General features: G+C 56.6%; 21 protein-coding genes. 15 read left to right on the top strand and 6 right to left on the bottom strand.

All coding sequences use genetic code 11. The features are described 5' to 3' along the window. Positions 1–454 precede the first annotated feature (454 nt). The 7 genes from ACOSDR_RS06855 to ACOSDR_RS06825 all read left to right on the top strand — a co-directional run bounded on the left by ACOSDR_RS06855 (position 455) and on the right by ACOSDR_RS06825 (position 7,159). Positions 455–1,354, top strand: a complete 900-nt coding sequence (locus ACOSDR_RS06855; RefSeq protein WP_420725042.1) for a cobalamin B12-binding domain-containing protein — start codon at positions 455–457, stop codon at positions 1,352–1,354. A 35-nt stretch (positions 1,355–1,389) separates the two neighbouring features. Continuing rightward, entirely contained in the window at positions 1,390–2,817 is a 1,428-nt protein-coding gene (gene ppsR / locus ACOSDR_RS06850; protein ID WP_420730754.1) for a transcriptional regulator PpsR, read from the top strand. A gap of 115 nt (positions 2,818–2,932) precedes the next feature. Then, a complete protein-coding gene (chlG, locus tag ACOSDR_RS06845; RefSeq protein ID WP_420730753.1) occupies positions 2,933–3,847 on the top strand; it encodes a chlorophyll synthase ChlG in 915 nt (304 codons plus the stop codon). Beyond that, a complete protein-coding gene (locus tag ACOSDR_RS06840; RefSeq protein ID WP_420730752.1) occupies positions 3,848–5,176 on the top strand; it encodes a BCD family MFS transporter in 1,329 nt (442 codons plus the stop codon). Positions 5,177–5,200: 24 nt separating this feature from the next. Next, the gene (locus ACOSDR_RS06835) at positions 5,201–6,403 is read left to right on the top strand and encodes a geranylgeranyl diphosphate reductase (protein WP_420730751.1); all 1,203 of its coding nucleotides are present in this window, start codon (positions 5,201–5,203) and stop codon (positions 6,401–6,403) included. A 4-nt stretch (positions 6,404–6,407) separates the two neighbouring features. Next, the gene (locus ACOSDR_RS06830) at positions 6,408–6,905 is read left to right on the top strand and encodes a TspO/MBR family protein (protein WP_420730750.1); all 498 of its coding nucleotides are present in this window, start codon (positions 6,408–6,410) and stop codon (positions 6,903–6,905) included. After that, a complete protein-coding gene (locus ACOSDR_RS06825) occupies positions 6,902–7,159 on the top strand; it encodes a hypothetical protein (protein WP_420730749.1) in 258 nt (85 codons plus the stop codon). The genes ACOSDR_RS06830 and ACOSDR_RS06825 overlap by 4 nt, the downstream gene beginning before the upstream one ends. Positions 7,160–7,187: 28 nt before the next feature. Here the strand turns inward: ACOSDR_RS06825 and ACOSDR_RS06820 are convergent, their stop codons facing one another. Further along, positions 7,188–7,955, bottom strand: coding sequence for a diguanylate cyclase domain-containing protein (locus ACOSDR_RS06820; RefSeq protein ID WP_420725049.1), 768 nt, complete (start codon positions 7,953–7,955; stop codon positions 7,188–7,190). Between the two features lie 106 nt (positions 7,956–8,061). Between ACOSDR_RS06820 and purE the strand changes: the two genes are divergently transcribed. Together purE and ACOSDR_RS06810 are read left to right on the top strand one after the other, a co-directional pair. Then, a complete protein-coding gene (purE, locus tag ACOSDR_RS06815; protein WP_420725050.1) occupies positions 8,062–8,574 on the top strand; it encodes a 5-(carboxyamino)imidazole ribonucleotide mutase in 513 nt (170 codons plus the stop codon). After that, the gene (locus ACOSDR_RS06810; protein WP_420730748.1) at positions 8,567–9,676 is read left to right on the top strand and encodes a 5-(carboxyamino)imidazole ribonucleotide synthase; all 1,110 of its coding nucleotides are present in this window, start codon (positions 8,567–8,569) and stop codon (positions 9,674–9,676) included. The genes purE and ACOSDR_RS06810 overlap by 8 nt, the downstream gene beginning before the upstream one ends. On the opposite strand, the gene ACOSDR_RS06805 is transcribed toward ACOSDR_RS06810, so the two are convergent. Genes ACOSDR_RS06805 through def form a run of 3 tightly spaced genes read right to left on the bottom strand, consistent with a single transcriptional unit; the run spans position 9,642 to position 11,301 of the window. Next, positions 9,642–9,992 carry a hypothetical protein gene (locus ACOSDR_RS06805; RefSeq protein ID WP_420730747.1) on the bottom strand — a complete coding sequence of 117 codons (351 nt, stop codon included), beginning with the start codon at positions 9,990–9,992 and terminating at the stop codon, positions 9,642–9,644. The two genes, ACOSDR_RS06810 and ACOSDR_RS06805, sit on opposite strands and share 35 nt — an antisense overlap. A gap of 9 nt (positions 9,993–10,001) precedes the next feature. Further along, entirely contained in the window at positions 10,002–10,706 is a 705-nt protein-coding gene (locus ACOSDR_RS06800; protein ID WP_420730746.1) for a COQ9 family protein, read from the bottom strand. 25 nt (positions 10,707–10,731) lie between these two features. Continuing rightward, positions 10,732–11,301: a peptide deformylase gene (gene def / locus ACOSDR_RS06795; protein ID WP_420730745.1), complete on the bottom strand. Its 570-nt coding sequence runs from the start codon at positions 11,299–11,301 to the stop codon at positions 10,732–10,734. Between the two features lie 142 nt (positions 11,302–11,443). Between def and rpsU the strand changes: the two genes are divergently transcribed. Continuing rightward, complete coding sequence (gene rpsU / locus ACOSDR_RS06790) at positions 11,444–11,647, top strand: 30S ribosomal protein S21 (protein WP_169624038.1); 204 nt, start codon at positions 11,444–11,446, stop codon at positions 11,645–11,647. A 109-nt stretch (positions 11,648–11,756) separates the two neighbouring features. On the opposite strand, the gene ACOSDR_RS06785 is transcribed toward rpsU, so the two are convergent. Both ACOSDR_RS06785 and ubiG read right to left on the bottom strand, forming a co-directional pair. Continuing rightward, on the bottom strand, positions 11,757–13,064 hold the full coding sequence (locus ACOSDR_RS06785; RefSeq protein WP_420730744.1) for a DUF2254 domain-containing protein: 1,308 nt from the start codon (positions 13,062–13,064) through the stop codon (positions 11,757–11,759). Positions 13,065–13,066: 2 nt separating this feature from the next. After that, positions 13,067–13,813 carry a bifunctional 2-polyprenyl-6-hydroxyphenol methylase/3-demethylubiquinol 3-O-methyltransferase UbiG gene (gene ubiG, locus ACOSDR_RS06780; RefSeq protein ID WP_420730743.1) on the bottom strand — a complete coding sequence of 249 codons (747 nt, stop codon included), beginning with the start codon at positions 13,811–13,813 and terminating at the stop codon, positions 13,067–13,069. 143 nt (positions 13,814–13,956) lie between these two features. Between ubiG and ACOSDR_RS06775 the strand changes: the two genes are divergently transcribed. From ACOSDR_RS06775 to hisS, 5 genes are all read left to right on the top strand, one after another. Then, positions 13,957–15,177, top strand: a complete 1,221-nt coding sequence (locus tag ACOSDR_RS06775; RefSeq protein WP_420730817.1) for an aspartate kinase — start codon at positions 13,957–13,959, stop codon at positions 15,175–15,177. Between the two features lie 228 nt (positions 15,178–15,405). Next, on the top strand, positions 15,406–17,691 hold the full coding sequence (gene ptsP / locus ACOSDR_RS06770) for a phosphoenolpyruvate--protein phosphotransferase (protein WP_420730742.1): 2,286 nt from the start codon (positions 15,406–15,408) through the stop codon (positions 17,689–17,691). Between the two features lie 145 nt (positions 17,692–17,836). Then, on the top strand, positions 17,837–19,381 hold the full coding sequence (locus ACOSDR_RS06765) for a RodZ domain-containing protein (RefSeq protein WP_420730741.1): 1,545 nt from the start codon (positions 17,837–17,839) through the stop codon (positions 19,379–19,381). Between the two features lie 108 nt (positions 19,382–19,489). Then, complete coding sequence (gene ispG, locus ACOSDR_RS06760) at positions 19,490–20,617, top strand: flavodoxin-dependent (E)-4-hydroxy-3-methylbut-2-enyl-diphosphate synthase (protein WP_420730740.1); 1,128 nt, start codon at positions 19,490–19,492, stop codon at positions 20,615–20,617. Positions 20,618–20,660: 43 nt separating this feature from the next. Continuing rightward, positions 20,661–21,920 (top strand): histidine--tRNA ligase, encoded by a 1,260-nt coding sequence (gene hisS, locus ACOSDR_RS06755; protein ID WP_420730739.1) that lies wholly within the window; start codon positions 20,661–20,663, stop codon positions 21,918–21,920. Positions 21,921–21,922: the final 2 nt, after the last annotated feature.

Raw genomic sequence — 21,922 nt, 5'->3', positions numbered from 1 at the left:
CAAGTCTAAATCGGAATAGGCGCGAGTGTCAATTAAAGTTGACGTAAAAGAAAACTTACATTCTGAATTTTATTGGTGTACAGTCGACAGACAGCGCCAAAGGGAGGCGCCCGTATCGCGTTTTGGTAGGACTGACGGCATTAATTTTGGCTGGATGACGTTATAGGACGGCTTGTTAGGAAGTCTAAGAAGGCGCGCCACCAGAAATTTTCGTCACGGATGACGATTCAGGAAAATCCTGCTTCTGCATTCACCATAAAGTGTGGTTAACTAATTACTGGAAACGAACGCGGATTGGGAAAGAGGTTGCCTGACACAGGCAATTCCTGGAAAACAGCCCCGAAAAAATCAGGCTGACCCAGGAAAAATACAACCCGACCAATTCAAACAGCAGTGATTGGCAGACCATGTTCCCGCTCCCGGGGCGCGATTCCAACTATACGGGAGGTCAGAAATGGCGAGCCTAATGCTGCGTAGCACGATCGCACAAGACGATCGAGTAGAAGGCCGATTTGGCCTTGGGGGGATCGCGGTAAACCGCGATAGACGACGGGTGACGACATCAAATAATGGTGCACAGAAATCACGCCTAGATCTTGTCATTGAAGCAGAAATCATTCCGCGCCTGATGGTCGCGCATAGTGTATCGGTTGGCGTGGAGGCCTATCAGGATCCGCCAGTGGCGGCCACTCTGGACGACGCAGAGATAAAAGACTTTTGTCAATTGATCTTGAAACAAGAGGTCCCCATCGCCTTCTCTTACATAGAGGCGATACAGAGCCAGGGGATGAAGCTGGAATCGGTTTTCCTGGATTTACTGGCCCCGGCGGCAAGAAATCTGGGGACAATGTGGGAAGAAGATACAGTCAATTTTGCGGATGTGACGGTTGGGCTGTCCCGCCTGCAACAGATTCTAAGAGAGTTGAGCCCAAGCACAGACACCACACTGGATGAGCTATCGGTTGGGCACCGCGCCTTATTGGCATCGGTACCGGGAGACCAGCATACATTCGGTGTCTTTATGGTGGAGGAATTTTTCCGCCGCGGTGGCTGGGACGTCGTGACATGCGTTTTGGAATCGTCAGAAGAATTACTGGAGCTGGCCTCTATGGAAGAATTCTCCATTATTGGCTTTTCCACCGGACGAGACGATTTGTTGGATCAACTTGCATCGGATGTCCGTAGTCTTTATAGGGTTTCCAAGAATAGAGATGTTCGAATACTTGTTGGTGGCCGTTGTTTCCGCGATGACCCGGTCTTGGTGGAGAGAATTGGCGCAGATGGAACTGCTTCTGACGGTCGGGAAGCCGTCTCAATCGCAAATGCACTTTGTGGCGTAGCAATGCGAGGGTAATGGTGGCGAAAGCCATCACAAGAAAAGGGTTGAGGATGGACACGCGAGCAGACAGCAGCATGAATGGCGGAACCCCCTCCGCCAAACCCATGCTGCTAAGCCTTAACCCACAACAAGCCGGGTCCGTTGTCGCCGCTGCGGCCGATATTACATTGGTGATGGACAGCGATGGCACGATTCGCGATCTGGCAGGCGGCTCAGAAGACCTTACACAATTTGGTTTTGATCAATGGCTGGGCAAATCTTGGTTTGATGTTGTCACTATTGAAAGCAAACCAAAACTGAAGGATATGCTGGAAAGCGCTGCAAATGCTGCGGCACTGAGATGGCGACAAATCACCCATAAGACAGACAATGGTACGGAAATTCCCGTCCGGTATGCCACCATCTCGCTGGGGGATGGTCGGGTTCTGGCAATTGGCCGCAACATGCAGGCCATGGCGGAAATGCAGCAACGTCTGGTCGAAGCCCAGATGTCGATGGAACGGGAATATGCGCGCATGCGCCGGGCCGAAACCCGCTATCGCCTGCTATTCCAATTGGCATCCGAAGCAATTCTTATTCTGGATGCCACGACCAATAAAATTGTCGAAGCCAATCCCGCAGCATGCAAACTGTTATCGCGTGAGGAAAAGCGGCTGGTCGGCAGTTCCGTCGCCTCCGCTTTTGACAGCGAAAGCCGAGGCCGGGTGCAGGATTTTGTTACCAAGATTCGCGACGGTGCGACGGGTGAAACAATATCGGCTGTGACGGCGGAAAGCCATGCCGACCTGACACTGGCCGGATCGTTCTTCCGTCAGGATGGCAATTCATTCTTTCTGATCCGACTGGTTTCAAAGGATGCGACGTCAGCGGGCGAGGCATCGTCCCATAGCAGCAATGTCGTTCAGAATGTGATGGAAACGCTGCCGGAAGGGTTTGTCGTCACCGATATGAATGGGGAAATCCTGAAGGCAAATGACGCCTTTCTGGATATGGCCCAGGTCGGCACGGAAGAACAGATCAAGGGACGTGCGATCAATCGATGGATCGGTCGGTCCTCCGTTGACCTGAATGTCCTGATGGCGAATTTGAAAGAGCATGGTTCTGTCCGGTTCTTCGCCACCGTATTGCGGAATGAATTTGGCAGTTCAGTCGATATCGAAATTTCTGCCGTTTCAGTTGAAGAGGGTGAAATTCCCTGTATCGGCTTTATCATTCGCAATCTGGAAGGGCGCGTCACCTTGCCGGAAACCCGAGCTGGAACAGGCCCCCGGTCGGTTGAGCAATTGTCCAAACTGGTCGGACGAGTGCCGCTGAAAGACCTGGTACAGGAATCGACGGACATTATCGAAAGCATGTGCATTGAGGCGGCCCTGGAACTAACCGGTGACAATCGTGCCTCTGCTGCGGAAATGCTGGGATTGAGCCGCCAAAGCTTGTATGTGAAGCTGCGCCGGCATGGCCTGAGCCAACGGGATTAAGGGCTGAAAAGCGCTATCATTATCGCCGAAATCCTTACCCTGTGTGTCATTTTAAATTTACATTTTATTGTCAACTTAGATTGACATAATTCTGTCTCAGCCCTAGGCTGATTGCATGACAGAACAGATTGCCTTGAAAGCACAATCATCCCTGCCAACGCCCGGCGCGTTGTTGGAATTGCTGAAGCCAATCACCTGGTTTCCGCCAATGTGGGCCTTTGCCTGTGGCGCTGTTTCTTCCCCTGTCTCTTTCATGGACCGGTGGGACGTCATCTTGCTGGGCATATTGCTGGCAGGCCCTCTGGTTTGTGGCACCAGTCAGGTTGTAAATGACTGGTTCGACCGTCATGTCGATGCCATCAATGAACCCGGACGTCCAATCCCATCCGGTCGTGTTCCCGGACGCTGGGGCCTGTATATGGCGCTGGTCTGGACGGTGCTGTCGCTGGTCGTCGCCTACAGTCTTGGGATTTGGGTGTTTTCCGCTGCCGGCATCGGCATGGCGCTGGCCTGGGCCTATAGCGCTCCCCCGTTCCGGTTAAAGCGCAATGGCTGGTGGGGAAATTCCGCCGTGGGGGCCTGTTATGAAGGGTTGCCCTGGTTCACCGGTGCGGCTGTCATGGCCGCAACCCTGCCCGATACCAAGATCATCCTGATCGCCGCGCTATACAGCATCGGGGCGCATGGCATCATGACCCTGAATGATTTCAAATCCATCGATGGGGATCGCCAGATGGGCTTGAAGTCCCTGCCCGCCATGCTGGGAACGGACAAGGCAGCCCGGTTGGCCTGCTGGGTCATGGGCGTGCCGCAGGTTGTTGTCATCGGCCTGCTAATTTACTGGGGTGTGCCGCTGTTTGGCGCGTTGGTCGCCGCTGTGCTGACGGTTCAGATTTATCTGATGTTCCAGCTGTTGGAATCTCCCCGGGAAAAGGCCCCCTGGTATAATGCAACCGGCATCAGCCTGTATGTCAGCGGCATGATGGCCTCTGCCTTTGCCCTGCAAAACCTGTTGGACGGAGGGCTGTAGATGAGCACGGCCCGATCATCCGGCATGGGATGGATTGATATTCTGCGGTGTGGCCTTGTGCAGACCGCGCTTGGGGCCATCGTCGTCTTAACCACCTCTACCTATAACCGCGTCATGGTCGTGGAACTGGCCCTGCCCGCCATGGTGCCAGGGGCCCTGGTCGCGTTGCATTACGCCATTCAATTATCGCGCCCCCGCTGGGGCTATGGCTCTGACATGGGGGCCAGGCGCACAAACTGGATTATCGGCGGTGTTGCGGTTTTAGGCATCGGGGCCGTGCTGGCTGCCATCGCAACCGGCTGGATGCAAACAGCCGCAACGGCAGGCATGGTGCTGGCCGTGTTCAGCTTCGTGTTGATCGGGGCCGGTGTCGGGGCGGCGGGAACATCCCTGCTGGCCTTGCTGGCAACACAGGTGGACCCCGCCAGACGGGCCGCGGCCGCCACAATAACCTGGTTGATGATGATTCTAGGCATTGCGGTCACTGCCACAATTGCAGGGAAAATGCTGGACCCGTTCAGCCCGGAACGCCTGATCGCGGTTGCCGCCAGCATCGCAGGCATCGCCTTACTGGTCACCCTGTTGGCGACATGGCGGCTGGAACGATCCAATTCATTTCCCGCAGACCAATCAGAACCATCCCAGAAGCCCCCCTTCCGGCAGGTCTTTGCCGAAGTATGGGCCGAACCAGAGGCCCGCCGGTTTTCAATTTTCGTCTTTGTTTCCATGCTGGCCTATAACACCCAGGATCTGATCCTTGAGCCTTTCGCGGGGCTGGTCTTTGGCATGACGCCTGGCGAATCAACACAACTGACCGGCGTGCAGCATGGCGGCGTTTTTCTAGGGATGATCCTGGTGGCGCTGGCGGGCAGCAGCCCCTTGCGCCGCTGGATCGGGTCTTTGAAGGGATGGACCGTCTGGGGATGCATCGGGTCTGGCGTGATGATGGCCAGCCTGTCGCTGGCAGGGATCGTGGGCCCGGAATTCCCCCTGCAAATCACTGTATTTCTATTAGGGCTGGCAAATGGGGCCTTCGCCGTTGCCGCCATCGGATCGATGATGAAACTGGCCGGGTATGGACGTCCGGGGCGCGAAGGAATTCGCATGGGGGTCTGGGGCGCAGCCCAGGCGCTTGCCTTTGGGATCGGCGGATTCATGGGAACGATACTGGTTGATATCACACAGGCCGTGTTTCGAGATCCGGCCCTTGCCTATGGCAGTGTTTTCGCTTTTGAGGGAGTGCTGTTTCTTATCTCGGCCATCTTGGCCGCGCGCATTGATAGTCCGGATCGTCCGGCACAGCGTTTTATGGCCGCCCCCGCAGAATAGGCGGCCCGTAGGGGAGTTTGATCAATGAACTCGTTACACATTTATGATGTTGTGGTGATCGGTGGTGGCCCGTGTGGCGCGACTGCTGCTGAGGATCTCGCGCGGGCTGGACGCTCAGTCCTGTTGCTGGACAGGGCGGGCCGGATCAAACCCTGTGGCGGTGCAATTCCCCCGCGGCTGGTGAGAGATTTTAATATCGACGAACGGCAACTGGTCACCAAAGTGCGGGGCGCGCGCATCATCTCCCCCAGCGACCGACTGGTTGATATGCCCATTGATGATGGCTATGTCGCGATGGTGGACCGGGAGCATTTCGACGAATATCTGCGCCGCCGGGCGGGTCTGTCCGGGGCGATGCGGGCGACGGGCACGTTTGAGCGTCTGGAGCGCGACACCGATGGGACCGCGATCATCTGCTATCGCATGGGAAAAGACGGACCGCTGGAAACGGTGCGCTGTCGCACCGTCATCGGGGCCGATGGCGCGCGTTCCGTGGTCGCCAAACAGGCGTTGCGGGAAGAACATGTCCCCTGCGTCTTCGCCTATCATGAAATTGTCCGCGCGCCTGCCAATGACAGCGGCACCCCTGCGCGGTATGATGGTCAACGCTGTGATGTCTATTATCAGGGCGGGCTGTCCCCTGATTTTTATGCCTGGGTCTTCCCGCATGGCGACACGGCCAGCATCGGCACCGGCAGCGCCAATAAGGGGTTTTCCCTGCGTGGTGCGGTGGCCACCTTGCGGGAACAGAACGGCATGGCTGGGCTGGAAACCGTAAGGCGGGAAGGCGCGCCAATCCCGATGCGCCCACGCAAATGCTGGGATAATGGCAAGGATGTCCTATTGGCGGGCGATGCGGCGGGGGTTGTCGCGCCGGCATCGGGTGAGGGGATATATTACGCCATGATCTGTGGTCGCTTTGCGGCTGAGGCGGTTGAGGAATTGCTGGCGACCGGCGATGTGAAAGCTCTGGCGCGCTGTCGCAAACGGTTTATGAAAGACCATGGGCGTGTCTTCTGGATTCTGGGAATCATGCAGAAATTCTGGTACAGCAGCGACAAACGCCGGGAACGGTTTGTTTCCATGTGCAACGATGCGGATGTGCAGCGACTGACTTGGGAATCGTATATGAACAAGAAACTGACCCGGCGGGACCCCATGGCCCATATCAAAATCTTCTTTAAAGATATGACCCATTTATGCGGGTTCGTATCCTCCAAAGCTTAGGCATATGATGCGTTTGCAGAGTTTCCGCCCCTGGAAACCAACCCTGGCGGCGGCGGCCTGGGCTGTTGTCACTGCCGGGGTCGGCGGGGCCCTGACCACGATTGGCCCCTGGTATCACGATCTGACAAAGCCGGTGGGGCAGCCCCCCGATTGGGCGTTCGGTCCCGCCTGGACCCTTATCTTCACGCTGACTGCCATTGCCGGTGTCTGGGCCTGGCGCGACAGTAAAACCGCCCGACAGCGCCGCCGCATTATAGCCGCCTTTATCCTGAACGGTGTGTTGAATGCGGGATGGAGTGGGCTGTTCTTTACTCTGCAACGACCGGATTGGGGTCGGATTGAGGTCGTCTTTCTGTGGCTGTCGGTCGCCTGGATGATGTGGGTGGTTGCTCCCTATTCGCGGCGTGCGATGCTGATATTGATCCCATACCTGCTGTGGGTCGGCTATGCGTCGCATTTGAATTGTGGCGTCGTGCGCCTGAATGGGCCTTTTGGCGGATGATGCCCCCCTTCCCCCTGGTCCATATCGCAGATGCGATTTTACTTATCATCGCAGCAGAAGCGCTGTTTCTGACTCATCGCGCCACCAGGGGGGGACCGGCTTTGGCACGGTTTCTGCCAAATCTGATTTCAGGCGCCTTTCTGGTTCTGGCCCTGCGCCTGGCTTTAGGGGGGGCCCATTGGCTGGCGCTGCTGGCCTGTCTGGCGGGCAGTTTTGCCGCCCACCTGTATGATCTATGGCGCATGCATCGTTAGGATATCCGGCTGAATTAAAACGGATGTTCTAACGCGCATCCTTATCCGCGCGGGCCAGGGCCGCCATCGGATCTTCCCGTGGCCCCAGAACTGCCTGACCAATCGCAACTTCCCCCGGTCGCAATTCCACCGCATCCGAATTGGAATCGATTTCGGCCGTTATTGCCTGGGCCAGGGCCAGGACGCGTTCTTCCGCTGCGGTACCAGCAAGACCGGTCAGCAGAACCAGGAACTCCCCATCCCCAATTCTACCCGCAGGTTCACTGTCTTCCAGCGCTGCCCGCAGGGCCTTGCCCAGGGCAATCATGGTTTTTTCCGCCCCAGATCGACCGACCTTATCGCGAAACCGGGCAAAGCCGGTCACCCGCAATAAGGCGATTTCACTGGCGCGCCCTTCCTGACGGTCCAGCATTTCCAAATGCCGGATTTCCGCCAGCAAGGTATCATGACGCAACAGCCGCGTGTCGGGGTCATGATGCCGCTCATCTTCCAGCCAGGCCACCCGTCGATCCGCCGCCTGCAAGGCATCCTGTAACTGCTTTAGTGTATCGGTAAAGGCCTGCAGCGCGGCTCGTGCATTGGGCTCTGTGGAGTCCAGATCCAATTGATGAATCTCAATCGGATCTTCTTCAGCCCTCCCTTCCGCCTGTCGGTCCCGCCATGCGTCCAGGGCATCCCGCTCCCGCTCCGCTGGTGATTTTAAATGGGTCGATGTGATGCCCGCATATGCAGAGACACCGCTGCGCTGAACGAACGGAATTTCATGCTTCACAAGGTTGGTTTCGTCTGTCTTCATGCTGTCACCATACACCACTTGCGCCCGCGCGCCGCGTCCTTATACTCGCGCCCTTCCCGGTCACTTACCGGGCTATTACATACTAGCACAAAGGTGAGGAAAGACGATGAGCGATGCGCCCCTGATCGGCATTGTGCCCCTGGTCGGCATTGTTATGGGCAGTCAGTCTGACTGGCCAACGATGAAACACGCCGCCGCCGTTCTGGAGACTCTGGGAATCGCCCATGAAGTCAAAATCGTTTCCGCCCACCGCACGCCAAAACGCATGGTCAGCTATGCCGAAACCGCGCGGGACCGCGGGTTAAAGGTTATCATCGCCGGGGCCGGGGGGGCCGCCCATCTGCCGGGTATGATCGCCTCTATGACCCCGCTGCCGGTTTTTGGTGTCCCGGTAGAATCCACTGTCATGAAGGGCCAGGACAGCCTGTTATCCATCGTCCAGATGCCAGCGGGCATTCCTGTCGGGACGCTGGCCATCGGGCGTTCCGGCGCGGTGAATGCCGGCCTGCTGGCAGGATCCGTGATCGCCCTGAACGATCCAAAGGTCGCTGCTGCCCTGGACACGTATCGCGCGACACAAACTGCAGCCATTGCTGAGGAACCCAACCGTGATGAATGATGGCACGCTTCCCCCCGGCAGCACGATTGGCATTCTGGGTGGTGGGCAATTGGGCCGCATGCTGGCAATCGCTGCTGCACGTCTGGGCTATCGCTGTCATATTTTTGAACCCCAGATCGATTGCCCGGCCAGCCATGTCGCCCAGCATACCGCCGCTGGATATGATGATACCGCCGCCCTGGATGCCTTTGCCCAATCGGTTGATGTTGTCACCCTGGAATTTGAAAATGTCCCGATTGCTGCGGTTCAGCGTTTGGTTAAAACCGTGCCGGTCCGCCCGGGGGCCACTGCCCTGGCCATCGCGCAGGACCGGGTGACAGAGAAATCCTTCCTGAATAAGGCCGGAATCGAAACCGCCCCCTGGGCCGCAGTCCAGTCACAATCAGATTTGGATGCTGCCTTGCAGAACATCGGTCTGCCCGGCGTTCTGAAAACGGCCCGCCTGGGCTATGATGGCAAAGGGCAGGCAACCCTGCAGAGCGCAACGGATGCGATGGGCGCGCATGAGAAACTGGGGTCCGTGCCCTGTGTCCTGGAAGGGTTTGTCGATTTTGCGCTGGAAATTTCCGTCCTTGCTGCGCGCGGTCTGGATGGATCTATCGCCTGTTTTGAGCCGGTAGAGAATATTCATCGCGATCACATTCTGCACAGAACCCTTGTCCCGGCGCGCATTGATGCGACCGTCGCCCAGCGCGCGACCCAGATCGCAACCCAGACGATTGAGGCGCTGGATTACATCGGCTTGCTGGCGGTGGAAATGTTTGTCTGTCGCGATGGGCGCGTGCTGGTCAATGAAATGGCTCCCCGGCCCCATAATTCCGGGCATTGGTCGATAGACGGTGCCGCGACCTGTCAGTTTGAACAAACAGTGCGCGCCATTTGCGGCCTGCCCTTGGGCGATACGACGCGGATCAGCGATTGTGAAATGCGCAACCTGATTGGCGATGAAGTCAATGATTGGCGTGAAATTCTGGCACAGCCCGGCGCGCGGCTGCATCTGTATGGCAAGGCCGAAAGCCGCCCTGGCCGCAAAATGGGCCATGTGACGACGCTTCACAGCCCAGCCATCACCGCACGGCCCAGTAAATCCCAGAGCCAATGAAGACCGGTATCCACAGGAACGGAGCCAGCGCAAACAACATCGACAATGTATAAATTTTCCGGCTATGCAACAGAACAGCCAACCCGATCAGGGTTAAACCGCTGACCGGATAGTAAATCGCCGCATCCGCCATTCCCCAGGGCATCTTGCCCAATGAATCCCATAGAATCATCACCACAACAGCCATCAGCACGCCCAGGGGACACAAGGCCGCTGCGGCAATAACAATGGCATTGCGAGAGACCAATTGCGCCTCTTCCCGCCATCCCTTGGCCTTCGCGTCTTGCAATTCCTCCCGCAGATGCTTGATCAGCATTGGGCAGGCTTACCAAGTGCCGCGCATACCGCCGCGCCCGAACGACCGAAAGGCCTTCATCCGGGCCGCCACACGACCTGGAACATTCAACGGCAAGCGTTGCGCCACAGCAGAAACGCGGCTTTTCAATTTCGGGATTTGCATCACGTTTTCGATCCGACGATCCAGAAACGCGCGTGTTTCGGAAAAATCCTCCGTCTGATCATTCAACCAGACCATCAGGGTCGAAGAGTAAACCCCGCTTAACAACATCCGCTTGGAATAGAAATTCCAATCCGTCGACCGATCCCCCGCCGCGAACCACATATCGTCAACCGTCCGATACAGCAGTTGCAGGGCCAGACCGGCATTCTGGGGTTTTGACAGGATGGCCAGCCCCCGTCGAATGGCTTCGCGGTCTTGGGCATTCTGCTCCAGCCGCGTCATCACGGCGGTGGCAATCCTTTCGCGAATTTTCAGACTGTCCAGATTTGCCTTCTCCAATGCGACCATCATGCGCCGGTCGGCCATCTGACTGTGCCAGGCGATCATATCGCGGGCATCGCCTGGAAACAGCGCTTGGGCGTCTGACTTATCCAGGCCGATATCTTCCGCCCCGCGCAGCAATGCCGCACGGGTCCAGCCGTCAAATGGGACATGCGTCACAACGGCTGTGATCAATTGATCGCGCTGGGCTCTGATATCCGATTGATCGGCGTCAGGGATTTTTACCATTGCTGCATCTCTCCTTCTGCTTTGCCTAGTCTTTTGGCACAGACGCCTGTGCCGACAGCAAACGCTGGGCTTTCTCGGGCACACCATGGCGCAACTCTTCCCGAAAGATCAATAAACTTAGATCATCCATACGCTGAGGGTAGAGGATTCCATCAAGATGGTCACATTCATGTTGCAACACCCGGGCATGAAATCCGTCATAGTGTTCATCAATCAAACCCCCATCCCGGGTTTCCGCCTGCAGGCGAATGCGGGTCGGGCGCGGGACGACCCCCACCATATCGGGCACAGACAGGCACCCTTCCCAATCATAGGCGATTTCTTCCCCGATTGGCGTGATGATCGGGTTGATCAAACAGGTCAAGGGCACGGCGGGTTTATCCTTCCCGGCCCGGCCTGCTGACACGTAATAGACAACCGCTCGCAGCGGCGCGTATACCTGGGGGGCCGCCAGCCCTGTCCCTTCGGCATCTTCCATTGTCTCGATCATATCCGCCAGCAGGCGTTTAATGTCTGGCGAAGCGGGATCAGATATTGGCTGTGCGACCTGTCGCAGGACCGGATGACCCATACGCGCGATCTTAAGAATTGCCATAATTAAGCCCTTTCCCTGTCTGGCTGTCTTTAAGGGTTCACAAACCCCTAATGAAGTGCTATACGCCGCCCTCATCTCCGAGGGATACGCTCTCGGTGTCTATGGATTAAACTTCAATCGCTTGAAAGGCGGGTGAAAGCAAGTGCAGGTCATCGTACGCGATAATAACGTCGATCAGGCTCTTCGTGCGCTCAAGAAAAAGTTGCAGCGTGAAGGCGTCTTCCGGGAAATGAAGCTTCGTCGGCATTTTGAAAAGCCGTCGGAAAAGAAAGCCCGTGAAAAGGCAGAAGCGCAGCGGCGCCACCGTAAACTCTTACGGAAGCGCCTGGAGCGTGAAGGGTTCTAGATTAACGGACCTGTCACCGACCCTGCAAAGGATCGGTTGATCGTTACAGTGGAAACGCTCTTGAGCCCCAGGTTCGAGGGCGTTTTTGCATTTAAAGCCAGCTTTAATGCTATTGCTTGATATCCACAAAATCCAGTCGTGTCTTCAAATGCGCCAGATCTTCAGGCAGGGGATTGCTGCTGGCATAACTGTCATAGACCAACTGACCATGGACCCGCAGCAAATCGCCCAGCTTGGGATGGGCTATTTCGCTTAAACGGGACAGGGCATTTGCCAGTGTCACCAACATCAGCAAATTGTCCGAGGAAGACCGACGCAGCGGATGAAATACGGCATCGATCAGGCTATCGGCAGTGTAACCCGGGATTAAAACCCGCACACAGCCATCATCATCGACAATACTTTGTTCTGTCAGGCCACATTGGACGCTGCTGTTCAGCGCACCGGTCAGCCGGTCAATGCAACTGATTGCGGTAAAAGTGTCATTCACACCGGGCGACAGCGCACGCAACGCGATCTCGATCAGAACATTGATTGCATATTCGATGTCATCAACGGAACTGCGAGATTTGGTCAGATACACACAATTGATTATCTGCTCATGGATTGACTCGCGGGTCTCATCGTCCAGCTTTCTGTCGGCGGTTACAGTAATAAACTGCTGGTCTTTCAACACGAAGGTGCCGATCTTTTTCAGCAATTTTACTTCCAGGTCATGCTCACAGGCCAGTGAATACAGGGTTTCCTGTTCCACCATGGTCAGATACCCGTTTTCAACGCTTTTGAGGGGGATACAGTCTTTCTCTTTGAGAGACTTGCTGGTCTTGTCGGCCTGTTTCTCAACACTTTTCACGATCTGGGACAGTTTATCTTCCAAGCGTCGTGAAATTTCCGCGACTTCTTCGTCAATCATCACGCTGCGCGACACGGATTGAACAAAGTAGATCAGCTGCAAAACCGACAAAACCGCCAGCAGGAACGAAAAATTGACCGACAGGACCGGGACGTTGGTTTCTGATGTCTGGTGCAGCACCGTCAAGGAAACCAGAAATGTCGCGCCCAATAGTCCCGCAGTAATCTGATTGACACGATCACCGGTAAAACGCTGCAACAGGCGCGGCCCAATGTTTCCTGCCGCCAGTGTGAATACAATCAGGACCAGTGAGTAAACCAGACCCAAAGTCGTGATGGCCGCACCAGAGATAACCGACAGAACACTTTCCGCTGTATCCTTTGCGACCCAGAACCAACCCGCCTGCAAAAAATCCGGCAGATGCGGCTGCAGCGTGCGATCCAGGTACAGAAGGAGCATCGAAAACAGCCAGATCGAAATGGCAATGACACCAGGAATCGTCGCCAGGGCCCGTATCTTGAAAACTTCGCCTATGGCGTATTTCAGCGTTATCAGAAAACCCACAACTATCCTTTCACAGCAAAGGCCAGATAATTCACGTCTATATCACGTGGGGCCAGATGGAAGTCATCCTGAATCGGATTATACGCCATCCCACAGATATCACTGACGATCATCCCGGCCGGGCGCAACGCAGCAGCCAATTCGCTTGGTTTTACAAATTTTCGCCAATCATGGGTGCCGCGCGGCAACCAGCGCAGCACGTATTCGGCCCCCACGACACCCAAGGCAAAGGATTTTGCCGTCCGGTTGAATGTCGACAGCGCCATCGCGCCGCCCGGTCGAACCAATGCCGCGGCATCATCAATGAAGGCCTGCAAATCGGACACATGTTCGACCACTTCCATATTCACGACGGCATCGAACTGTTCGCCTTGCGCCACCAGATCATCGGCGGTTGTGTGGCGATAGCGGATGTCTAACCCCATGCGTTGGGCATGGTTATAGGCGACATCAATAGACTGGCCGGTGGCGTCCACCCCCGTCACGGTTGCGCCAAGGCGGCTCAGGGGTTCACAAATCAACCCACCGCCACAACCGATATCGCATATCGTAAGACCAGATAGCGGCTTTGGCCCCAGGGGATCGCGCCCGAACCGGGCACACAGGCGATCACGGATATAGCCGATACGCACGGGGTTTAACATGTGCAGCGGTTTGAATTCCCCATCCGGGTCCCACCATTGGTCTGCAATGGCGGCAAATTTTTCGATCTCTTTCGGATCAACTGTTGATGCAGCACGTTCAGTCATAGGGAATTTCCGATTCAGGTTGGTAATTCTTGCACGCGAAACCTGTAGCGAGTATGGATACGCCGCCCGCGCGGGGCAAGCGGTCGCATGCCGCAACAGCCAAGGTTTTTCTGGTTATTCTTGAAGAAGGCGATCCCGAAGAGATGGCGCGTATTGTTATGAAGTTTGGCGGAACCTCCGTCGCTGACATAAATCGCATCGCCAATGCAGCCCAACGTGTGAAGCGTGAAGTGGATGCAGGCAATGAAGTGGCCGTCGTGGTTTCCGCCATGTCCGGAGTCACCAATCAGCTGGTCGGTTATGTTCAGGAAACATCGCGCATTTATGATGTGCGCGAATATGATTCCATTGTTGCCTCTGGCGAGCAGGTCACCGCAGGTCTGATGGCGCTGCGCCTTCAGGAAATGGGGATATCAGCCCGCTCCTGGCTGGGTTGGCAAATCCCGATTACCACCAATGAAATGCATGGAAAGGCCCGCATTGACGATATCGACACCTCTGAGATCGTTAAACGCTTTTCGGAGAATCAGGTCGCCGTCGTTGCAGGATTCCAGGGGGTGACACCCCGCAATCGCATTGCAACCCTGGGGCGGGGCGGGTCGGATACGACGGCAGTTGCGCTGGCGGCCGCGCTGAAGGCGGATCGCTGCGATATCTATACCGATGTTGACGGGGTCTATACCACCGACCCGCGCATTGTGCCGAAGGCGCGAAAAATTGATCGTATCGCCCATGAAGAAATGCTGGAAATGGCGTCTCTGGGTGCCAAAGTGTTACAAACCCGTTGTGTGGAAATTGCCATGAACCATGGCGTGCGCCTTCAGGTCTTGTCTTCCTTTGAAGATAAGCCGGGCACACTGGTTGTCGATGAGGATGAGATCGTGGAAAAGCAAGTCGTAAGCGGCATCGCCTATAGCCGGGATGAGGCCAAGATCACGCTGGTGAAGGTTGCCGACAAACCAGGCGTTGCAGCCCATATCTTTGGCCCGCTGACCGATGCATCGATCAATGTTGATATGATTGTGCAATCCGTCTCTCCCGATGGGGAACGCACCGATATGACCTTCACAGTGGCCCGCGCGGACATTGATCGCGCAATTTCCGTGCTGAAAGGGAATCACGATAAGATCGGGTATGAAACGCTGCTATCGGATGGCGCCGTTGCTAAGATCTCCGTCATCGGGGTTGGCATGCGCAGCCATGCCGGGGTCGCTCAAACGATGTTTAAAACCCTCGCTGAGAAGGGGATCAACATCCAGGTCATCTCAACCAGTGAGATAAAAATATCCACTCTGGTTGCAGAAGAATACGCTGAACTGGCGATCCGGGCGCTTCATACCGCCTATGGCCTCGACGCCGCCTAGGGCAAAGCCTTCGCAAACGAGGACGTTTGCGACGACGTATTTGCTGAAAAGAGAGATAAGAGCATCCTGTGTGAGCTCTTGCGAGCGCATGATGCTCTGGGGCAGGAACAAGAAAACCCGGTTTGGCGGGGCTGGATCGCGATCAGGATTCGGCTCTATCCGGTTTGAACAGGCAGAACCCGTTCTGAACAGTCATAACGGGCATGATGATGGGAGACGACTGGGCGAATGGTCAGAGAAACGGCACCATCCCCGACAGCTTGGGCAGGGCCTCGCAAATTGCTGCGGCGGCTGCGCGATGTCATGGCCGGTCCTGGTGATGCCCAGGACCGCCTGGATCGCATTGCCAAGCTGATCGCCGGGGATATGGTCGCTGAAGTGTGCTCCATCTATGTCAGGCGCGCCGGGGATGTATTGGAACTGTTTGCCACCCAGGGCCTGAAGCCGGAAGCCGTCCATAATACCCGCCTGCGCATTGGTGAAGGGATTGTCGGGGCCGTTGCCGCTGACAGCCGCCCAATGGCTCTGGCAGAGGCCCGCAAGCATCCCAGCTTCGCCTATCGCCCGGAAACCGGGGAAGAAATCTATACCTCCATGATGGGGGTGCCGATCCTGCGCGGTGGCCGTATGCTGGGCGTTCTGGCAATTCAGAACCGGACGCAGCGTGACTATACCGATGAGGAAGTGGAGACGATGGAAACCGTCTCCATGGTCGTCGCGGAAATGGTTGCCAGCGGGGAATTGATCGAAACCTCAGAACAGCGTCCTGCCGATGGCATTGGAATTGCCCCTTTGCGCCTGGACGGGATCAAGCTGAATGGCGGCCTTGCCATGGGTCATGCGGTTTTGCACCGACCCGCCATCCCTGTCGGGCGTACCGTCGCTGAGGATTCCGAAACTGAAAAGCTGCGGCTGAAAGAAGCCCTGGCCAGCATGCATAAAAGGCTGGATGAATTGCTGGCCCAAGCGGATGCGGAAGGGCCCGGCGATCACATTGACATCCTGAAAACCTATCGGATGTTCGCAGAAGATAAGGGTTGGATCCGGCGCATTGTGGAGAATATCGACAATGGCCTGACCGCAGAAGGCGCCGTCGTACGCGTACAGGATGATACACGCGCACGGATGAAAAAGGTCGATGACGCCTATCTGAGGGAACGGTTGCTGGACCTGGAAGATCTGGCCTTTCGTCTGTTGCAGCACCTGACCGGGGATGCGGATGGCACCCGCGCCCATATGCTGCCGGAAGAGACCATCCTGGTCGCCCGCAATATGGGACCGGCGGACCTGCTGGATTATAACCGCAGCAATCTGAAAGCGCTGATCCTGGAAGAAGGATCATCAACATCCCATGTCGCGATTGTCGCGCGGGCCCTGCAAATACCAGTGATCGGGCGCGTAAAAGGCATTCTGGACCGCGTCGAACCGATGGATCCAATCCTGGTCGATGGCGGGAATGGACTATGTTACATCCGCCCCGGCGATGAAGTACGGTCTGCTTTTAAAGCATCGATGCGGATGTTTGAAGAAAAGCGCGCCCATTATCGGGCCGCAAAGGATTTACCGTCGATCACGAAAGATGGCGTCGAAATCTCTCTGATGATGAATGCCGGCCTGTTGATCGATATGGGACATCTGCAAGATTCCGGCGCTGCGGGCATCGGCCTGTATCGCACCGAAGTACCCTTTATGGTGCGATCTGACTTTCCCGACACGGCGACCCAGGCCGAACTGTACAGCGCCATTCTGGACCAGGCAGAAGGCAAGCCTGTTACCTTTCGCACCCTGGATATAGGCGGCGACAAGGTTCTGCCCTATTTTCACGAGATGCAGGAAGAAAACCCGGCGATGGGCTGGCGCGCCATTCGCATTGCGATTGACCGGCCGGGGCTGATGCGCGGGCAATTGCGCGCCCTGATCCAGGCCAGCAATGGTCGCCCCTTGCGGGTGATGTTCCCAATGGTCGCGAATGCCGATGAATTTGTACAGGCGCGCGCCATGTTGGATAAGGAATTGTCGCGCGCAACCCGGCGCGGTTTGCCGCTGCCGTCAGAATTGAAAATCGGCGCAATGCTGGAAGTGCCGTCCTTGATATTCCAATTGGACGCCCTGGCAAAAAAGGCGGATTTTATCTCCATCGGCAGCAATGACCTGTTGCAATTTCTGTTTGCCAGCGACCGCGGCAATCCCCGCATGGACGGTCGATATGACGCATTGTCCGCACCGGTCCTGAATGTCGTGAAAGAAGTCGTGCACCGCGCCCAGCAGAATGGCCTGGAACTGTCCGTCTGTGGCGAAATGGCCGGACAGCCGCTGGAAGCCCTGGCCCTGATCGGGCTTGGAATCCGCACATTATCGATGTCTCCGGCCAATATCGGCCCGCTGCGTGATACGGTTCGGGCCTGCACTGTTTCCGCCTTGTCTGACTTTACAGAAGCCCTGACCCATCGACCGGATCGGTCCCTGCGCGGTGCAATGGCCAACTTTGCCCGCGACCATGGCATAACAGTTTAGGAACAAGACCTGTTACCAGCGTCGTTTTGGGTCTTTGCAATCCGGCACCAATCGCGCCATAGTATTGAGACAGGAACGTTTTTCGTCGATTGCCCATGCTGAGAAAACAGAATGGGCGTGGGCAATTTTGTTATGGTTGGGGTATATGAAAGCGTCTGAAGATCAGGAACAGGCGCGTAAGGGCGTCAATCCCGAAAATCCGGGTGCCGGTGTTGGGGCGATCTTACGTGGAGCGCGACTGGCGCGCGATGAGGACCTGCGCGAAGTGGCTGCAGCGCTGCGCATTCGCCTACCCTATCTTCAAGCCCTTGAATCCGGGGCCATAGAAGACCTGCCCGGTGTGACCTATGGTATCGGTTTTGTCCGCGCCTATGCCAGCTATCTGGACCTGGACAGCGCCGAAATCGTCGACCGGTTCAAAGTTGAAGCGCGTGGCATCAGCCATCGAACCCAATTGCAGTTCCCGGAACCCCTGCCCGGCAATCGGGTACCGGGTGCGGCCCTGCTGCTAATTGTATTGCTGTTGGCAGGCGGGGTTTATGGTGTCTGGCTTTACAGTTCCTCCCAGAATATGACCATTGTTGAAGCTGTCGAAGCTGTGCCAGCCCGGTTGATGGCGTTGGTTGAACAGGAATCGACACCGGACACATCGGCGCCAGTTGAAACCGCTGTGGACACCCCCAGCGCCCCTGAAAACAGCGATACCCCTTTCGCAGACGGTGCGGAAACAGAGTCTAAACCGTCCGTCACACCATCGGAAACCGACGCTTCCAACGCCGTGCCCGCGCCGGAAACGTCAACAGGTGAGACAGATACTGCCAATACTGCGGACGTGATCGCACCGGCCACTTCGGATACAGCGGCGACACCGACACTGCCGTCCACTGAAACAACGCCAGCAGAAACCGCCCCATCTGAGGTACCAAGTTCCGAAGCACCAACCAGCACAGAAACACCCAGTGCAGAAACACCCAGTGCAGCGGCACCCCAGGCAACAGCAAGTTCTGATGGCGCGGAGACTGAGGCTGCGACACAAAACGCGGCCACCGCATCAACACAAGCGGAAACGCAATCCGGCGCGGCAGAGAGTGCATCGACAGAACAACAGCGTGTAGATGCCCTGCCGGAACCAGAAGTACCTGCGCCGCCACCTCAACCCAGCCCGACTCAACCCAGCCAGCCTGAACCCAACTCAGCGCAAGAATCACCAACCGCTGATACGGGCGCCGCGTCAAACGCGCCCCAGTCAGAAAGTTCGGCGATCACGACACAGGATCTGGCACCTCCGCCACAGCCTGCACCACCTGAAAATTCAACGGATCCGGCACAGCCTGAAACCGTGCAGGGGCCTGTGACAGATCCAGCGCCGACAACGCCACCCCCCCCCGCTGTGACACAAAACACAAACGACTCCCAAACGGCTGCCTCCCCGTCTGATTCCCGCATCATCATTCAGGCAACCCAGGAATCCTGGATCCAGGTGAAGAATGCTCAGGGTCAGGTGCTGATTGAAAAGCTGATGCTTATGGGGGAAATCTACCGCGTGCCGGACCGTCCCGGCCTGACGCTCAGTTCCGGCAATATCGGTGCGCTGAAGCTGATTGTGAACGGCACCATGGCCCCAACGCTTGGGACATTGGGCGAAGTCCGCCGGGACATTCCATTGACGCCAGAGAATTTACTGCCTTAGAGTATCCGTCTTCATCAAGCTTGTGTTAAAAGTTCAGGGCAACCTTGATCTTCGGGACGAAAGCGCGCATTTTCTGGTGGTCACCGCCGACCCTGAAAGAGAATGATCATGAGCGTTAGACCCTATCGCGAAATACACCGCCGACCGTCGCGCAAGATCATGGTTGGCCCGGTCGCCGTGGGGGGCGATGCACCAATCACCGTGCAGACGATGACAAACACCCTAACATCGGACGTACAGGCAACAATTGATCAGATCCGTCGCTGTGAAATTGCTGGGGTGGATATCATTCGGGTGTCCTGCCCTGACGAAGACTCCACCGCCGCCCTGGCCAAAATTATTCCCGAAGTCACGGTGCCGGTCGTCGCGGACATCCATTTCCATTACAAACGTGCGATAGAAGCCGCCAAAGCGGGGGCTGCCTGTCTGCGGATCAATCCGGGCAATATCGGGTCCGCCCAGCGCGTGAAAGACGTGGTTCAGGCCGCAAAGGATCACGGCTGTTCCATGCGGATTGGGGTGAATGCCGGATCACTGGAAAAGCATCTGCTGGAAAAATATGGCGAACCCTGCCCCGAAGCGATGGTGGAAAGCGGCCTGGAGCATGCCCGCATTCTGGAAGATGCCGATTTCACCGAATTCAAGATCAGTGTGAAGGCATCCGATGTCTTCCTGGCAGTCGCGGCCTATCATGGATTGGCCGAAGCCTGCGATTACCCCCTGCATCTGGGAATTACCGAAGCGGGCGGATTGCGATCCGGCACGATCAAATCTTCCATCGGCATGGGCTCCCTACTTTGGGCTGGCATTGGCGATACGATCCGCGTCAGCCTGTCTGCAGAGCCTGAAGAGGAAGTAAAAGTCGGCTTTGACATGCTGAAAGCCTTGAATCTGCGGCATCGCGGCGTGAATGTGATTTCCTGCCCATCCTGTGCCCGGCAGCAATTCAATGTAATCGAAACAGTAAAAGTGCTGGAAGAGCGGCTGGCCCATATTACCACGCCGATGACTGTCAGTGTGATCGGCTGTGTCGTTAATGGCCCTGGCGAAGCGCGTGAAACCGATATTGGCTTTACTGGTGGCGGCAAAGGCACCCATCAGGTTTACATTGCAGGGATGCCCCATCATCGCCTGAAAGACCAATCCATCGTTGACCATCTGGTTGAACTGGTGGAACAGAAGGCGGCGGAAATTGAGGCTGAGAAACCCGAAACCGCCACCATCGCGGCGGAATAGCGACCCATTCTCCACAATTTGTAGACGTTAAGGATTCTGACCCATGGCAGATTTACAGCCGGTACGCGGCACCCATGACCTCCTGCCCGATGACATGCGCGCGCATCGCCATGTCAGCGATACAGCGCGGGGTACAGCCGCCTTGCATGGCTTTGACGAGATCGCCACACCGATCTTTGAATTCACCAACGTCTTCGCGCGCACCTTGGGCGATACCTCTGATGTCGTGACCAAGGAAATGTACACATTCGAAGACAAGGGCGGCGACATGCTGACCCTGCGCCCGGAAAATACAGCGGGCGTGTGTCGGGCTTTCATCTCCAATGGCTTGGCGCAGCATACCCCGGTGAAATACTTCTATTCCGGCCCCATGTTCCGCCATGAACGCCCCCAGAAAGGTCGTCTGCGCCAGTTCCACCAGATCGGCATCGAACTGATCGGGGCCGCACAGCCCCTGGCCGATGTGGAGGCGATTGCTTGTGGCCACGCCATCCTGTCCGATCTGGGCATTGTCGATAAGACCGTGCTGGAACTCAACACATTGGGCGACACGGAAAGCCGCGCCGCCTATCGCGAGGCCTTGGTTGAATATTTCCAAGGTCATCTGGAGAAATTGTCTGTTGAATCAAAAGACCGCCTGACCCGCAACCCGATGCGTATCCTGGACAGCAAGGATGAGGACGACCGAAAGATCGTCGCCGATGCCCCGATTTTTTCAGATTATCTGAACACGGAGAGCGTCGAGTTTTTCGCCGCGGTCAAAACCGGCCTGGATGCGCTAGGCATCAAATACACGCTGAACCCCCGTTTGGTGCGGGGTCTGGATTACTATTGCCATACCGCCTTTGAATTCACCACCGATGCGCTGGGCGCGCAAAGTGCGGTGATGGCAGGCGGCCGCTATGACGGGTTGATTGGCATGTTGGGCGGACAGGAAACGCCGGGCGTTGGCTGGGCCGCTGGCATAGAACGCCTGGCAATGTTATCGGCTGAAGCTCCGCCTGTGGACCGCCCGCTGGTCATCGTCCCAATGGGGGACGCAGCGGAAGCACAGGCTCTGGTCATTGCAAAGACCTTGCGCGGCAGCAGCCTGCGCACCGAATTCGCCTTTTCCGGCAATATGAAGAAGCGCATGAAGCACGCCAACAAGGTCAATGCCTGGGCGGCGATTATTTTGGGGGATGAGGAATTGTCCAAGGGCGTGGCCCAGGTCAAAACCCTGGATGATGGCGAACAGAAAGAAGTGGCGATGACCGACCTGGCGGCAACCTTGACTGTGATGCGGGTTGAAGATCGGGGGTAGAC

It is taken from the genome of Hwanghaeella sp. 1Z406 (assembly GCF_048892425.1).
Classification (GTDB): Bacteria; Pseudomonadota; Alphaproteobacteria; order UBA8366; family Aestuariispiraceae; genus Pacificispira.
This window is presented reverse-complemented; position numbering and strand designations above follow the sequence as displayed.

Coding starts and splice junctions, on each gene's coding strand:
- ACOSDR_RS06810 (WP_420730748.1), top strand. CDS start 8,567: ATGAATGATGGCACGCTTCCCCCCGGCAGCACGATTGGCATTCTGGGT.
- ACOSDR_RS06805 (WP_420730747.1), bottom strand. CDS start 9,992: ATGCTGATCAAGCATCTGCGGGAGGAATTGCAAGACGCGAAGGCCAAG.
- chlG (WP_420730753.1), top strand. CDS start 2,933: ATGACAGAACAGATTGCCTTGAAAGCACAATCATCCCTGCCAACGCCC.
- ubiG (WP_420730743.1), bottom strand. CDS start 13,813: ATGACTGAACGTGCTGCATCAACAGTTGATCCGAAAGAGATCGAAAAA.
- ACOSDR_RS06820 (WP_420725049.1), bottom strand. CDS start 7,955: ATGAAGACAGACGAAACCAACCTTGTGAAGCATGAAATTCCGTTCGTT.
- ispG (WP_420730740.1), top strand. CDS start 19,490: ATGAGCGTTAGACCCTATCGCGAAATACACCGCCGACCGTCGCGCAAG.
- purE (WP_420725050.1), top strand. CDS start 8,062: ATGAGCGATGCGCCCCTGATCGGCATTGTGCCCCTGGTCGGCATTGTT.
- ACOSDR_RS06825 (WP_420730749.1), top strand. CDS start 6,902: ATGATGCCCCCCTTCCCCCTGGTCCATATCGCAGATGCGATTTTACTT.
- ACOSDR_RS06840 (WP_420730752.1), top strand. CDS start 3,848: ATGAGCACGGCCCGATCATCCGGCATGGGATGGATTGATATTCTGCGG.
- ACOSDR_RS06800 (WP_420730746.1), bottom strand. CDS start 10,706: ATGGTAAAAATCCCTGACGCCGATCAATCGGATATCAGAGCCCAGCGC.
- ACOSDR_RS06830 (WP_420730750.1), top strand. CDS start 6,408: ATGATGCGTTTGCAGAGTTTCCGCCCCTGGAAACCAACCCTGGCGGCG.
- ACOSDR_RS06765 (WP_420730741.1), top strand. CDS start 17,837: ATGAAAGCGTCTGAAGATCAGGAACAGGCGCGTAAGGGCGTCAATCCC.
- ptsP (WP_420730742.1), top strand. CDS start 15,406: ATGGTCAGAGAAACGGCACCATCCCCGACAGCTTGGGCAGGGCCTCGC.
- hisS (WP_420730739.1), top strand. CDS start 20,661: ATGGCAGATTTACAGCCGGTACGCGGCACCCATGACCTCCTGCCCGAT.
- def (WP_420730745.1), bottom strand. CDS start 11,301: ATGGCAATTCTTAAGATCGCGCGTATGGGTCATCCGGTCCTGCGACAG.
- ACOSDR_RS06775 (WP_420730817.1), top strand. CDS start 13,957: ATGGCGCGTATTGTTATGAAGTTTGGCGGAACCTCCGTCGCTGACATA.
- ACOSDR_RS06855 (WP_420725042.1), top strand. CDS start 455: ATGGCGAGCCTAATGCTGCGTAGCACGATCGCACAAGACGATCGAGTA.
- ACOSDR_RS06835 (WP_420730751.1), top strand. CDS start 5,201: ATGAACTCGTTACACATTTATGATGTTGTGGTGATCGGTGGTGGCCCG.
- ppsR (WP_420730754.1), top strand. CDS start 1,390: ATGGACACGCGAGCAGACAGCAGCATGAATGGCGGAACCCCCTCCGCC.